This window comes from Mycobacterium sp. 852002-50816_SCH5313054-b (genome assembly GCF_001667185.1).
Lineage (GTDB): Bacteria > Actinomycetota > Actinomycetes > Mycobacteriales > Mycobacteriaceae > Mycobacterium.
The window spans coordinates 19,963-33,319 of the sequence record NZ_LZIC01000095.1; the positions used below are offsets into that span (position 1 = coordinate 19,963).

The 13,357-nt window shown below is 66.9% G+C and carries 13 protein-coding genes and 1 pseudogene; 2 read left to right on the forward strand and 12 right to left on the reverse strand.

Annotated features, from left to right (window positions below):
* Positions 1-33 precede the first annotated feature (33 nt).
* The 12 genes from A5787_RS18625 to A5787_RS18680 all read right to left on the reverse strand — a co-directional run bounded on the left by A5787_RS18625 (position 34) and on the right by A5787_RS18680 (position 12,427).
* Positions 34-768, reverse strand: a complete 735-nt coding sequence (locus A5787_RS18625; protein ID WP_369829141.1) for an amino acid ABC transporter ATP-binding protein — start codon at positions 766-768, stop codon at positions 34-36.
* An 11-nt stretch (positions 769-779) separates the two neighbouring features.
* Positions 780-2,585 carry an ABC transporter substrate-binding protein/permease gene (locus A5787_RS18630; protein ID WP_066969664.1) on the reverse strand — a complete coding sequence of 602 codons (1,806 nt, stop codon included), beginning with the start codon at positions 2,583-2,585 and terminating at the stop codon, positions 780-782.
* 49 nt (positions 2,586-2,634) lie between these two features.
* On the reverse strand, positions 2,635-3,366 hold the full coding sequence (locus A5787_RS18635; protein ID WP_066969635.1) for a GntR family transcriptional regulator: 732 nt from the start codon (positions 3,364-3,366) through the stop codon (positions 2,635-2,637).
* Between the two features lie 140 nt (positions 3,367-3,506).
* Positions 3,507-4,298: an LLM class F420-dependent oxidoreductase gene (locus A5787_RS18640; protein ID WP_066969637.1), complete on the reverse strand. Its 792-nt coding sequence runs from the start codon at positions 4,296-4,298 to the stop codon at positions 3,507-3,509.
* Between the two features lie 15 nt (positions 4,299-4,313).
* Positions 4,314-5,219: an alpha/beta fold hydrolase gene (locus tag A5787_RS18645; protein WP_369829142.1), complete on the reverse strand. Its 906-nt coding sequence runs from the start codon at positions 5,217-5,219 to the stop codon at positions 4,314-4,316.
* Between the two features lie 24 nt (positions 5,220-5,243).
* Positions 5,244-6,452: a DUF1214 domain-containing protein gene (locus A5787_RS18650; protein WP_066969641.1), complete on the reverse strand. Its 1,209-nt coding sequence runs from the start codon at positions 6,450-6,452 to the stop codon at positions 5,244-5,246.
* Between the two features lie 2 nt (positions 6,453-6,454).
* Positions 6,455-7,270 carry a sugar phosphate isomerase/epimerase gene (locus tag A5787_RS18655; protein ID WP_066969643.1) on the reverse strand — a complete coding sequence of 272 codons (816 nt, stop codon included), beginning with the start codon at positions 7,268-7,270 and terminating at the stop codon, positions 6,455-6,457.
* Between the two features lies 1 nt (position 7,271).
* Positions 7,272-8,441, reverse strand: a complete 1,170-nt coding sequence (locus tag A5787_RS18660) for a sulfotransferase (RefSeq protein WP_066969645.1) — start codon at positions 8,439-8,441, stop codon at positions 7,272-7,274.
* Positions 8,438-9,565 (reverse strand): LLM class flavin-dependent oxidoreductase, encoded by a 1,128-nt coding sequence (locus A5787_RS18665; RefSeq protein ID WP_066969647.1) that lies wholly within the window; start codon positions 9,563-9,565, stop codon positions 8,438-8,440. Before A5787_RS18665 ends, A5787_RS18660 begins: the two co-directional genes overlap by 4 nt.
* Positions 9,566-9,682: 117 nt before the next feature.
* Positions 9,683-10,789, reverse strand: a complete 1,107-nt coding sequence (locus A5787_RS18670) for an inositol-3-phosphate synthase (protein ID WP_066969649.1) — start codon at positions 10,787-10,789, stop codon at positions 9,683-9,685.
* A 59-nt stretch (positions 10,790-10,848) separates the two neighbouring features.
* Complete coding sequence (locus A5787_RS18675) at positions 10,849-11,391, reverse strand: PadR family transcriptional regulator (protein WP_066969651.1); 543 nt, start codon at positions 11,389-11,391, stop codon at positions 10,849-10,851.
* Positions 11,392-11,548: 157 nt separating this feature from the next.
* Positions 11,549-12,427, reverse strand: a complete 879-nt coding sequence (locus A5787_RS18680; protein ID WP_066969653.1) for a DUF1707 domain-containing protein — start codon at positions 12,425-12,427, stop codon at positions 11,549-11,551.
* A gap of 124 nt (positions 12,428-12,551) precedes the next feature.
* Here A5787_RS18680 and A5787_RS18685 point away from each other — a divergent pair, with 124 nt between their 5' ends.
* Positions 12,552-12,974 carry a DUF5318 domain-containing protein gene (locus A5787_RS18685; RefSeq protein ID WP_066969657.1) on the forward strand — a complete coding sequence of 141 codons (423 nt, stop codon included), beginning with the start codon at positions 12,552-12,554 and terminating at the stop codon, positions 12,972-12,974.
* Positions 12,975-13,029: 55 nt separating this feature from the next.
* Positions 13,030-13,357: pseudogene (locus tag A5787_RS18690) on the forward strand (penicillin-binding protein); the annotation flags it as partial.

A 13,357-nucleotide genomic window follows, 5' to 3' on the forward strand; every position in this document is an offset into this window, starting at 1 on the left:
TATACCGGACTAATCCCGACTAGTTGAGAACCGTCATAGCACTTGGGATAGGAATCGTTGCAGCCGCTCGGTTTTTGCGGCTTCGAATATCTGCTCGGGAGGCCCGGATTCCACGTCCTTGCCGCGATCCATGAAAACGACCGTGTCGGATGCCGACCGGGCGAAACCCATTTCGTGCGTCACGACCACCATGGTCATGCCGTCGGCGCCGAGGTCGGCGATCAGTTGCAGAATCCCCTTGACCATTTCGGGATCCAGCGCCGAGGTCGCCTCGTCGAAGAACATCACCTGGGGGGCCATCGCCAGCGCGCGGGCGATGGCGACCCGCTGTTGTTGGCCGCCGGACAGCGTGCCGGGCCGGGCATCGGCCTTGTGCTTCAGGCCAACTCGGTCCAGCTGCGTCAGCGCCAGCTCCCGGGCCGCGTCTGCGGGCAGCCGGTGCAGCTTGGATGGCGCCAACGCAACGTTTTTCAGCACACTCAGATGCGGAAAGAGATTGAAATGCTGGAACACCATGCCGATGCGCTGGCGCAGCTTGTTGGGATCGTCGCGCAACACCGACCGGCCGTCCAACAAGATGTCGCCGCTATCCGGCTCGTGCAGTCGGTTCAGGGTGCGCAGCAGCGTCGACTTGCCCGAGCCGGACGGCCCGATAATGGCGACTGTGCTGCCCGCCGGGGCCTCGATATCGACGCCGCGCAGCACCAGGTTTTTACCGAGGGTTTGGTGAATGTCCTTGGCCACCAGCGATACTGACGGGCGCCTCAAGGCGCCGGCGGTCACGTGATCTCCTGGCCGAACTGCGTCGTGAGCGTGCCGGCGTGGTCGTCCGGCTCGGCGGCGACGCGCCCGCGGCGAAGCCAGGCGTCGATGTAGTTCACCAGGTGGGTCAGCGGGATGGTCAGGATCAGGTAGAAGAGACCGGCGGCCACCAACGGCGACAGGCTGCCGGTCTGCGAGTTGAGGTCCCGGCCGACCTGGAACAGCTCGCGCTGTTGGGCGACCAGGCCAAGGAAGTACACCAGCGCGGAGGCCTTCAACAATCCGATGGCCTGATTGACCAGTGCCGGCAGCACCCGCCGTATTCCCTGCGGCACCACCACCAGACGCATCGCGGCCGTGTAGCTGAACCCGAGTGCGCGGGAGGCCTCGAGTTGGCCGGCATCGACGCTCTGGATGCCCGAGCGCAGGATCTCGCCGATGTAGGCGGCGGCCATCAATCCCAACGCTGCGATGCCCAACGGATACGGATTCTTGTTGGTCAGCCCACCCACCAACGGCCCGATGCCCATCCCGATGAGCAGGATGATCACCACTTCGGGGAGACCGCGGAAGATGTCGGTGTACACGCGCGCGGGCCAGCGCACCCAGCGCGAGCGCGACAGGCCGGCCATTGCCAGCACCATCCCGAGCGCCAAGCCGATGACCAGGGCGCTGTTCGTCAGAATCAACGTGTTGGGCAATCCGACGGTCAACAGCGCGGGGATCGCTTGTCGATACAGGTGCCAGTCGAAGAAGGACTCGCGCAACTGCGCCAGCGTCGACATCGGCGCGCCCGGGCCGGCCGACTCACGGTGGTGGCTTGCGGCGATCGCGGCGAAGTCCGGTAACTGCGGGGCAGGCGCGACTTTGGACCCGGGTTTCCAGCCGGGCGGCAGGGGCCGCGGCACCCACTGGCAGTACAGGTTCGCCCAGGTGCCGTCGGCGATGACGGCGTCGAGCCCGGAATTCAGCGCATCGACCAGCGGCTGGTTGTCTTTGGCGACCGCGTAGGCCACGAAATTGCCTGGGCTGAAAGTGTTCGCGACCACCATCGCCTGGTCGCCGGGCCGTATCACGGTCGACGCCAGCGTCCCGGGCGCCACCCACGCGTCGATCTGGCGCGTCTTGAGGGCGGCGTACAACGTGGCGAAGCCGGGATACTTCACCGGTTCCAGGTGCAACGTGTCGACGACGTACGACTCCTCGACGGTGCCCTGGACCACGCCGATGCGCTGGCCGGCGGCGAGGTCGCTGAATTTGTGGATCGCCGAGCCGGGGGGCACCACCAGCGAGTAGTAGCCGAAGTCGTAGCCGTTGGTGAAGGCAACCGTGCGGCGCCGCGCGTCGGTGGCCTTCACCGATGCCGAGCCGACGTCGAAGCGTCGCGACGCCACCTGGGCGAGCAGCGCGGAGAAGTCCGTGCTGATGAAGCGGACCTGCAAGCCGAGCTTGCCGGCGATGGCGCGCAGCAACTGGTTGTCGAAGCCGCTGAATTCCCCCGTCGGATTGATGCAGATGTTCGGCGGGGCGTCCGACAGCGTGCCGACCGTGAGAACGCCCGGAGTCCCGAGGCCCAACGCGCCGACGTCGACGGAGCTGAGCGGTTCGACGGAGGCTGTCGTGTCCACGTCGTCGTGACCCGCGCTCGGCGTCTCGGTCAGATCCTTGGGCAAGTGCCGCGCGCTCTCCAGGCCCCCGGGCGCGCATTGGTTCCAGTCGGCGGCCGCGGGGGCAGCCAGTGTCAGGCCGCAGACCATCAACATCGTCGTGGCCAGTGCGAAGAGCTTTCGGCGCTTGGTACGCCGGTCCAGGCGCAAACTCATCACGGCTACCGTATCGGCAGTCGGGCGACCGGGCGCGTCGAAGCAGCTTTTACAGGACGATCGACGGCTCGCCGAGCGGGGCTTCGGCGCCGGTGAAGACCTGGGGAACGACTTGGCCGATGTCGTCGGGCGCGGCGAACACCCTGCGCCGAAACAGTTCCGCCAGCATGGTTTGGGCCATCAGGATGGACCGCCCGACGCACGCGGCCCGCGCGGCCTCGGGGTCACGCCGGTGTATTGCGGACGTCTCGTCCTCGTAGAACGGCAACATGTCGTCGCGGCTGCACTGGTATGTCATCCAGAAGACCCGCGGGATAAGGTCTTGCGACGCGCGGATTGTGGCGTGCAACCGTGGCCCCGCGTACTCCTCGTTGATGGTGCGCCGATATTCGCCTGCGATATCTGAGAAGGCCCGGGATTCCTTCGCGGAGCGCAACGATCGCATGAGCGCATCGAGTTGTCCCAGGATCCGCGGCGTGGGGTTGGTGGCCGCGCGCGCCGAGGCGAGCCCGTTGAGCAGGCCATCGAGTTCGTGGTGCTCGAGGACCGTGGCCTCATCGAACCGCTCGACGAACGCGCCCCGGTGATAGCGGGTGGACACGATGCCGTCGTGTTCGAGTTGAACCAGCGCCTCTTGGATCGGGACACGGCTGACCCCGAGCCCGACAGCGATCTCGTTGCGGTCGACGCGGTCGCCGCTGCGCAGTTTCCCCGTCAGCACCAGGTTGAGGATGTGCGATACAACCTGATCCTTTTCTTTGACCCCGTATTTCTTCGGCATCCGTTTCTTGAGTGCCTTTCAATACCGTCAAACCGCTTCGGCCATCTAGCGCAGAGAGTTTCTCACGTCTTGGCGCGCGTGTTTAGGTGTTTGGCGGATGAATCACAGGCAAACGTGCGATCAAATTGCGTCGGCGGCACTCAGCGGCCGTCGCGCCACTTGCACAGCGCCTCCGCGGCGGCCAGGTGGTAGTCCGGACCGTCGCAGCCCACGGTCAGCAGCGTGACGCCGAGGCTCACGAGGTTTTCGGCGTTGGCGATCAGATCGCCCGCCGGGTCCCCGTTGACCGCGGCAGAGCGTTCGATGCCGGCCGGGTCGCGGCCGACGTCGGCGCAGTGCCGCTCCAGCACGGCCGACTTGCCCGGCAGTTCGTCGGCGGAGGTGAAGCTGTGCCAGAGGTCGGCGTACTCCGCCACGAGCCGTAGGGTCTTGCGTTCGCCCCCGCCGCCGATGAGGACCGGGATGTCACGGGTCGGCGCCGGGTTCAGCTTGGCCAGCCTCGCCTTGATCCGCGGCATCGCGGCCGCCAGGTCGTCCAGCCGGCTGCCGGCGGTCCCGAATTCGTAGCCGTATTCGTCGTAATCCTTTTGCTTCCAGCCGGAACCGATCCCCAGGACGAGCCGGCCGCCGGAGATGTGGTCGACGGTGCGCGCCATGTCGGCCAGCAATTCCGGATTGCGGTAGGAATTGCAGGTCACCAGCGCACCGATCTGGATGCGCGAGGTCTGTTCGGCCCAGGCGCCGAGCATGGTCCAGCATTCGAAATGGGGGCCGTCGGGATCGCCGTAGAGCGGAAAGAAGTGGTCCCAGTTGAAGGCGATGTCGACGCCGATGTCCTCGCAGCGGCGAACGGCGTCGCGTATCTGGGGATAGTGGGGGGCGTGCTGAGGCTGCAACTGCACGCCGATGCGAATGGGGCGGTCGGGATTCATAGGACCACCGTAGGCTCAGCGCGAGTCGAGCACCCCGCGCAGGAGGTCGATCAGCGCGCGCGGTTGGTCGCTTTGCACGGAGTGACCCGAATTCTCGACGACGTGCGCGGTGCGGAAATTGGTTGCGCGCCTGCCGAGTTCGGCCGCGTCGTCGTCGGTGACGAAGCCCGACGAGCCGCCGCGGATGAGGGTGATGGGCGCGGACAGGTTGTCGACGTCGTCCCACAGGCCGTCGAAGTCGGGGAATTTTCTGATGGCGTCGTAGCGCCACGTCCACTTGCCGTTGTCGAGGCGGCGGGAATTGTGGAAGACGCCGCGCCGCAGCGCCTTGACCTCGCGGTGTGGTGCGGCGGCGGTGGTCAGGTCGAGCATGGCCTGGAAGCTTTCAAATTCCCGCTCGCCGTGCATCAGCGCCACCGTGCCTTGTTGCTCCTTGGTCATCTCGGAGTGCCGCTGCAGCGCCGACGGGGTGACGTCGATGAGGACGAGCTCATTGACCAGCTCCGGGGCGATCGCCCCCAGCCGGATCGCGGTCAACCCGCCCAGCGACATGCCGACCACGAGGTCGGCATGTGACGCATGCTCGCGCAGCGCGGGTACTACGGCGTCGGCGTTGAGCTGTGGCGAGTAGTCGCCGTCCTCGCGCCATGCCGAATGTCCGTGCCCGGGAAGGTCCACGGCCAGCGCCGCCTCCCCGAGGCCGACGATCACGGTGTCCCAGGTGTGCGCGTTTTGGCCGCCGCCATGCAGGAACACGACGCGCGGGGGAGTGCCGCCCCAGCGCAGCGCGCTGATCTTCTCGCCCGCCGTGCCCGACTCCACCCGCTCGACGTCGGGCAGCGGCCCCGCAACGCCCGCCTGCTCGGCGTTTTCGAACAGCAGCGAGAACTCGGACAGTCCGGTCAGTTCGTCTTCGGGGATCGCACTCACGGATCCACCATAGGACTAGAGCAGATATCGCCGACGAATGCCGTGGAACCGGTCCCACATCGCGGCGGAGCGCTCTGCCGCGGTGACCACGGCGGTGCCCTCGGGGAGCGCATTCATCAGCTCGTCGAATTTGACCGTTCGGGTATCCAGCGCGACGGGCTCGCCTTCGAGCATGTGCCGGTAGGTCAGGTTGCCCCGCTCGAAGCCCTGGGTGTCCAGCCAGTTGTGCACTTTCGGGTCGCGGTGCGCCATGACCAGTCGAACCCTGCCGTCCCGGTCGACCTTCGTGCGGCTGGGTGTGTAGCTCACCGGGCGGTACAGGTAGTCCATGCTGTTGAAGAACACCCCCATGTTGGTGAGCATCCACAGGCCGTCGTGGGCGTCGAATTCGACGATCAGCGCCTCGTCGGGCGCAAGCTCCCAGTACATGTTGGCGGCGGCGCGGCCGCGCTTGCGGTCGGCATCGGTCGCGCCGACGTCGGGGAAGGCGTTCGGGGTGTCGGCGTCGACGCCGCCGTAGGTGAAGGGAAAGTCGGGCCAGTCCGCCATCAGGCCGGTCACGAAGTCACCTGCCCAGCCCATCGCCTCGATCATCGCGCCGGGCGCGGGCAGCGGCTTGGGGGATACCATGTCGATCCGCTCGATCCGTAATTGGGCGGGCAGCTCATCCCAGCGATCAAAGCCCTGGCGGATGAACAGCTTTCGTGAGCCCGACGTGGTGGGCAGCCAGTTGGGACCGCGCTCGGGCCCGCCGATGTAGAGCTCGAATTGTCCGTTGTCGGCGACGCTGAGTTGACTGCCGAACAGGTTGGCCTCCGGTGTGTCGCCGAAGGGCTCGTGCAGCACACCCGGCCCGGGTACGCGCGGGCCCTGGACGGTGACGTTGATGAACCGCGAGGTGCCACGATTGCCGGTCAGCCGGTAGGCCGACCGCCCGTCGATCCAGGCCTGCTGGTAGGTGAAGTCGGCGCAGTCGCCCCCGAGTTTGCGGGTCGGCCCGCAGAAGGTGTGCAGCACCGGGTAGCGGGTGTCGCGCGTCTCGAGCGCCAGATCGAAGGCCTGACCCAGGTTCTGGGTCAGAAAACGGAACGCGTCCACGCGGTGGGCACGGGAGGCGGGGTTGGCGTCCTTGAAGACCTGTTCGCCCGCGCGCTGCAGCCGCGCGCAGAATTCGTTCCACGCCGACTGCAGCGCCGCGTCGTCGGGGCCGTCGCCGAAAGTCATTTTCACGCACCCAGTCCATCGAGCATCGCACCGACGACACCGCATGCGCGCCGGGCGGATTCCAGTCTGCCCTCCCGGTCGATGCGTGGGCCGATCAGTTCCAGGTCGAAACCGTGGGTGTAGCCGAGGGCGAGCGCCTGGGCGACGAACCTTTCGAGGGGAATAGCACCGTCGCCGGGAACCGCCCGGCCCGGCAACGCCCGATCACCGAGCACGTAGTCGCTCAATTGGATGAGCGCCGTCCGCGGCAGCGCCCGCTGCACCATCGCTTCGAAATCGCCCTCGGCCCAACAGTGAAACACATCGATGCACACGCTCAGATCGGCCATCTCGGCCAGTTCGACGGTGTCCCGCAGGGTATGGGCCAGATGGATGTCGGCGTACAGGCTGGACGCGTTCTCGACGGCCAGCGCCACGCCGGCGGCCTTGGCGTGCCTCGCACAGGGGGCGACCATGGCGCAAAACCGTTCGGCGGCCTGTGCCCAGGACAGCTCACCGCGGCCACCGGTGAGCAGGTAGACGGTGCGCGCCCGCACGCGCGCCGCGGCGTCGATCACCCGGCGCAACGCATCCCGTGCCGCCTGCGGATCGCCGGAGAGACTGCCGCCGGCAAACAAGTGATACACCGCCTCGACGGCGTAGCCCCTGGGCTGCAACAGGTCTGGAAAGTTCGAATCGAACAGTTCGGTATCCAGGATGCTCAACCGGGACACGCCGAGCGCCGCCCAACACGTCTGCAGGTCGGCCAGCGGCGCGCCGTAGAAGGTGACGTCGTGCACGGACAGACGGGGGTGGGCTTGTGCAACGGGATCTGTCATGTCAGGACCGACTCTCGATCGCGACGCCGAATCTCTCACGGAATGACCGGAATTCGGCGTGCAGCGCGTCGAGGTCTTCACCGATGTCGACAAGCAGTTGGGTGGAGTAGGTGAATTTTCCGTAGCGGTCCCCGCGGTTGTCGGTCAGGTACCCGCGCATCGCCGACGCGGCTTCGGTCGTCAGCTCGCGACCGCAGAATGTGTAGTAGCGCCCCACCGCGGCGACGGGATCGGCGATGAAGTCGGTGTAGCGGATGTGCAGGATGCGCGGATCGCTGACCAGCGGGTTGCTCATCGTGTTGGCGATGCTGGCGCGGGTCATCTCGAGGTGCTTTTTCGCCTCGGCGTGCAGGTCGACCGGGCCGACGATGCCTTCGGCGATGTCGGCCATCATCATGGTGCGCGACGCGGCCACCTGTACGGGATCGCGGTGCAGCCAGACCATGTGCGCGTCGGGGTAGGTGTCGAAGAGTTCCTTGAGCCGGAACCCGTGAAACCCCTTGAGCACCCAATACTTACGTGGTCGGCGGTATTGCAGCTGTTGCAGCATGGCCTTGTGCAGCCGATATTGTGCAGCCGCATCGGTCGCGAGGCCGCCGACCAATGACTGCATCGGCACCCGCCACCATGCCGTCGGTGTCATCACCCGGAAATCGAATGCCCAGGTGCGTTCGTCCTCGGGCAGGCCGTCACCGAGCATGTCGTTGTAGGGGTGGCTGTGCAGCCACTTGGGCAGCTTGGCGTTGATCTCGCGCCAGTCGGCATCGGCCCGCTGGCGTCTGGCGTCGTCGGTACCGGCAAGTCCCGGCGGCGGCGACGGATACATGACTTCCCAGAAGCGCAGCGCCCGGGCCCCGGGGTCGACGGACATCAACGCATGCATCAGCGTTGTGCCCGAACGCGGTTCACCGGTGACGAACATCGGCGCCTCGACCACTTCGTCGCCGATCGGGTAGCGGTTGCGGTCTTCGATGAATTTCAGGCGCGAGGTCAGCAGCCATCGACACACCTGCGCCGCTTCCCATTTGCCGTCGGCGTCCATACCGAGGCGGTTCAAATGGCCGACGGCGACGGCGAAGCGCTCCGGCAGCGTCGGATCACCGTAGTCGCACAACCCCGTCTCGGCCTCCGCGGACGCGAGCAGCTCGGCGGCGTTCAACGGTACGGTCATGGCATGTCCCCGCACAGCCGCAAGAGTTCGTCCTCGGCCGCCCGAACATTCAACGCCGAACTCGCCGCGTACGTCTGACCGGCCATGGCGCCATAGTCGAGAATCTTTGGCACGCGCAAACCCGCATCCACATACGATTTGATGATTTTCGCGACCTCTTTCGGCGTTCCGTGCGGTACGAGGGCCAGGACCATCTCGGGCTCCACGCCGGCCAGGAAATCGATGATCCGTTCGCGGGTGAGCACGGCCGGGTCGATGTCCTGAAATCCGCGCCAGGTTTCACCCATGGGGTGTTCGAAGCCAAAGCCGTGCAACGTCTTTGCCGATACCTGTAGCAGAAACGCCTTGACCAGCGGCGCCCGCAAAATCTCGGCGAGGGCGTCCTCGTCGCTTCCGATCAGACACACCTGGATGAAGCACGGCGTGATGGCCATCGGGTCGCGGCCCGCGCGGTCGGCGGAGGCCCTTACCGCGCGGAGCATCTCGGCGTACTGCTCCGGAGTCCAGGCCCCGGCGGGCCACCACCCGTCGGCATGCCGGCCCACGATATCGAGCATCCGCGGGCCGCTGCCGCCGATCCAGATCGACGGTAGTCGCCGTTCGTAGGGTTCGGTGTCCAGTCGGGCCTGCCGCAGTGAGTAGAACTTCCCTGCGAAGTCAACCGGGCCGTCGCTCTCCCAGAGCAGGCGGATCACCGTCAGCGCCTCCTCGAATCGGCTGACGGGCCGCGCGAAGTCGAAGCCGTACGGCACGGCGTTCTCGCTCTCGCCGCTGCCCAGGCCGAGGATGAAGCGCCCCTTGGCGAGGTGATCGATGGTCAGCGCGGTCTGGGCCAGCAGGGAAGGGTGCCGGCGCACGGTATCCACCACGGCGCTGACGAGCGGAACGTTCTGGGTCAGCACCGCCGCCGCGGCGGCCACCGCGAGGCCGTCGAGGTGGCGGTGCGGCGATGCAGAGGCGTCGGCTAGGTCCGTGAATTCCGGAGTCCAGATCGAGTCGGGCCAGAAGCTGACCATGTGGTCGGGGAGCCAGATCGAGTGGTAGCGGCCGCCGTCCAGCTCGGCGAGGCGGGACAAATCGAGCGGGAGCGTCGTGCGCAGGAACGCCGCGGGTTGAACTCTCATCGAGAGATGATGCTAAGCAGCCGCACAGCGTCGTGTCGACGAATTGGTCACCGAAGACGCCGGTGGGGCGAGGTCGCATGACGCGTCCCTCACCCCACAGGCGGTGAAACCGGAGAGTTACCCCTCGATGATGAACTCTTCGAGCTGCGTCCGCGCGACGTCGTCGGGCAGCTGCTTCGGCGGGCTCTTCATCAGATAGGCAGACGCCGCAACCACCGGCCCGCCGATCCCGCGGTCCTTGGCGATCTTGGCCGCCCGCACCGCGTCGATGATGACGCCGGCCGAGTTGGGCGAGTCCCACACCTCGAGCTTGTACTCCAGGTTCAGTGGCACGTCGCCGAACGCGCGGCCCTCCAGCCGCACGTAGGCCCACTTGCGGTCGTCGAGCCAGCCCACGTGGTCGGACGGCCCGATGTGCACGTCCTTCGTCTTGAACTCGCGCTGCAGATTGCTGGTGACGGCCTGTGTCTTGGAGATCTTCTTGGACTCCAGCCGCTCGCGCTCGAGCATGTTGAGAAAGTCCATGTTGCCGCCCACGTTGAGCTGCATGGTGCGGTCCAGCTGCACGCCGCGGTCCTCGAACAGCTTGGCCATCACACGGTGGGTGATGGTGGCGCCGACCTGGCTCTTGATGTCGTCACCGACGATCGGGACGCCGGCGTCGGCGAACTTCTTGGCCCACACCGGGTCCGAGGCGATGAACACCGGCAGCGCGTTGACGAACGCCACGCCGGCGTCGATCGCGCACTGGGCGTAGAACTTGTCGGCCTCCTCCGAGCCCACCGGCAGGTAGGACACCAGCACGTCGACAGCGTTCTCCTTGAGGACCTTGACCACGTCCACCGGCTCGGCGTCGGACAACTCGATGGTGTCGGCGTAGTACTTGCCGATGCCGTCCAGCGTGGGGCCGCGCTGCACCGTCACGTTGGTGGGCGGCACGTCGGCGATCTTGATGGTGTTGTTCTCCGACGCGAAGATGGCCTCCGACAGGTCGAACCCGACCTTCTTGGCGTCCACGTCGAACGCGGCGACGAACTTGACGTCGCGCACGTGGTACTGGCCGAACTTCACGTGCATCAGGCCGGGCACGGTGCTGTTCTCGTCGGCGTCGAGGTAGTACTGGACGCCCTGAACCAGCGAAGACGCGCAGTTCCCGACGCCGACAATGGCGACTCGTACGTCCGTCTGCGCCTCCGGCGCCCCCAACGGCTTGTGGTCACTCATAGGGCGTTCTCCTCACTCCATAACCTTGTGTCTCAGCTGATCGGATTCGTGCAGGGGTTTTACGTCTGCTCGGAGAGGCCGGGCATGGCCCGCTCCGCAGCAATGAGCTCGTTGAGCCACTTCACTTCACGCTCGCTGGACTCGAGGCCCAGTTGGTGAAGCTGACGGGTGTAGCGGTCGAACGAACTACTGGCCCGCGCCACTGCTTCGCGCAAGCCCTCCCGCCGCTCTTCAACCTGGCGACGGCGACCTTCCAGGATGCGCATGCGTGCCTCGGCCGGCGTCCGGTTGAAGAACGCCAGGTGCACCCCGAAGCCGTCGTCGGTGTAGTTGTGCGGGCCGGTGTCGGCCACCAGCTCCGCGAAGCGCCGGCGACCCTCGTCGGTGAGCTGGTAGACCCGCCGTGCCCGCCGCACCGGGGTGCCGGCCGGGGCCGCGTTCTCGGCGATCAGCCCCTCGGCCTGCATGCGCCGCAGGGCCGGATACAGCGAACCGTACGAGAACGCCCGGAACGCGCCGAGCAGGCCGGTCAGGCGCTTTCGCAATTCATAGCCGTGCATGGGCGATTCGATCAGAAGGCCCAGAATGGCGAGCTCAAGCATCGATTCACCCCCTTTTGTGATGGCTAATGACTTGAGAACTTAACGGTCCGACGCCTCGCGTCATCGTATCGCCTCGATATATTCGCCACAACACTACCTGGTGTTGGTGCGCTATTCGTCACAGCGCTGCGCCCGGGGATACGCCGTGTACCAGGCGCTATGAGGGCGGGCTGACCCGCTTGATGGTGCCGTCACCGGCGAAGACGATGTCGCCGCCACCGTAGTCGGTCGAGACATACACCGACAGCGAGAGCGCCCCAGGGGTGGTCGGGTCCGTCGCGGGTTCGATCACCAGATAGGTGGCCTTGACGTCGGAGGACTTCATGTGGAGGGTCTCCGGGGCGCCGCGCAGGATGCCCCCCGTCGCCGCGATGTCGAAATTGCCCAGGTCGACTGGGAAGGGGCCGTCGGCGGAGCTCTTCGCCGAGCCGGTTGGATCGGCCCAGCCGCCGCGGTAGTCGTAGGCCAGCACGCGGCGGCCGTCGGAGGGATCGGGGCGGTCGAGCACCGCGTAGGTCGGGTAGATCACCAGCCGGAATCCGATGGCGTTCCCGAACCTTTTGCGTGTTTGCTCGAGCAAGCCGGTCAGGCCGCCGACCGAGTGCAGCTGGGTGGGCGGGGTCAGGACCACCGGGCCGACTCCGTCGGGCTTGGCTCCCGGATCGGTGGTGAAATCCAGCGGCGTCCGGGTGTTGCCGTAGAGCCCCCAGCCGATGAGGACACCAAGCAATACCGTCGCGGCGAAGGCGGCGGCCAGGACGCCCCACCCCCCCAACTTGGGCAACTTCGGCCGCCACCTGGTGGCCGACGCCGGCAGCGCGGTGCCGCCGTCCTGCAGGTCGTCCACCAAGTCCTGCAAGTCCCCGAGGGTGACCGCTTGGGTCGCGGCGCTCACTCGCTCTAGGTGCTCTTGCTCGGAAATCTCGCCGTCGTTGAGGGCGGTGTCGAGAATCGCGCAGGTGTGCTGCCGGTCGCTGTCTTTGGCGCGGGTCGTCGTCGCTCGACCAGCGAGCGCGGTCCCCGGCAATTTCGCCACGCCGATGATCGTAGGAGTATGGCCCTGGTCTCGGCACAGGATGCGACGGCCGATCGCCGCGGCGCGGCCGGCAACAGCGTTGGTTGCGTGTCGGTGGGCCGGGCGGCCACGTACTCTGGTCAGCGTGCGACTGCAGCGACAAGTGGTGGACTTCGCGCTTCGGCGGCGCTCCCTGCTCGCCGAGGTGTACTCGGGGCGCACCGGTGTGTCCGAGGTGTGTGACGCCAACCCATATTTGCTGCGCGCCGCAAAGTTTCACGGCAAACAGAGTCAGGTCATGTGCCCGATCTGCCGGAAGGAACAGCTGACCCTGGTCTCGTGGGTATTCGGCGACCATCTGGGTGCGGTGTCGGGCTCGGCCCGCACCGCCGAAGAGTTGGTGATGTTGGCGACCCGCTTCGATGAGTTCTCTGTGCACGTGGTGGAGGTGTGCCGGACCTGCAGCTGGAACCATCTCGTGAAGTCGTATGTGATGGGTGCGATCCGCCCACCCAAGGGCACCCGCACGCGGACGGCGCGCAACGGCGCCCGAACGGCCATTGAGTAACGAAGGGCGCCACGACCAGTCGCCCAGTGACCTGAACGAATCGGCGACTGAGCGCGTGGGCAAGCACGCGAGCACCGACCGTCCCGGCGATCCCGGCGGTCCGGGGCCGGACGAGCGCGACGCGCGACAAGGGCCCGGCCGCCGCCGCCCGGTTCCGCCCGACGACCGGTTGACCACGATCCTGCCGCCCGTCGTCGACGACCGCTCGCCGCGGCGGCCCGACCCCATCCTGGAGGTCAAGGCGGCACTGGACAGTCCCGCGGCGTCGCCGCCGCAGCGCGACCCGCTCGACGAGGTCAAGGCCGCGCTCGACGGGCGCGGCGCGGCGGCTGTGCGGCGCGACGCGCCGATGCACGGGCGCCGCCCACCCGAGGGGCCGCCCC

Excerpts from the sequence above, each read along its gene's own strand:
- A5787_RS18630 (WP_066969664.1), bottom strand. The coding sequence starts at position 2,585 with ATGAGTTTGCGCCTGGACCGGCGTACCAAGCGCCGAAAGCTCTTCGCA.
- A5787_RS18635 (WP_066969635.1), bottom strand. The coding sequence starts at position 3,366 with ATGCCGAAGAAATACGGGGTCAAAGAAAAGGATCAGGTTGTATCGCAC.
- A5787_RS18640 (WP_066969637.1), bottom strand. The coding sequence starts at position 4,298 with ATGAATCCCGACCGCCCCATTCGCATCGGCGTGCAGTTGCAGCCTCAG.
- A5787_RS18650 (WP_066969641.1), bottom strand. The coding sequence starts at position 6,452 with ATGACTTTCGGCGACGGCCCCGACGACGCGGCGCTGCAGTCGGCGTGG.
- A5787_RS18655 (WP_066969643.1), bottom strand. The coding sequence starts at position 7,270 with ATGACAGATCCCGTTGCACAAGCCCACCCCCGTCTGTCCGTGCACGAC.
- A5787_RS18660 (WP_066969645.1), bottom strand. The coding sequence starts at position 8,441 with ATGACCGTACCGTTGAACGCCGCCGAGCTGCTCGCGTCCGCGGAGGCC.
- A5787_RS18665 (WP_066969647.1), bottom strand. The coding sequence starts at position 9,565 with ATGAGAGTTCAACCCGCGGCGTTCCTGCGCACGACGCTCCCGCTCGAT.
- A5787_RS18670 (WP_066969649.1), bottom strand. The coding sequence starts at position 10,789 with ATGAGTGACCACAAGCCGTTGGGGGCGCCGGAGGCGCAGACGGACGTA.
- A5787_RS18675 (WP_066969651.1), bottom strand. The coding sequence starts at position 11,391 with ATGCTTGAGCTCGCCATTCTGGGCCTTCTGATCGAATCGCCCATGCAC.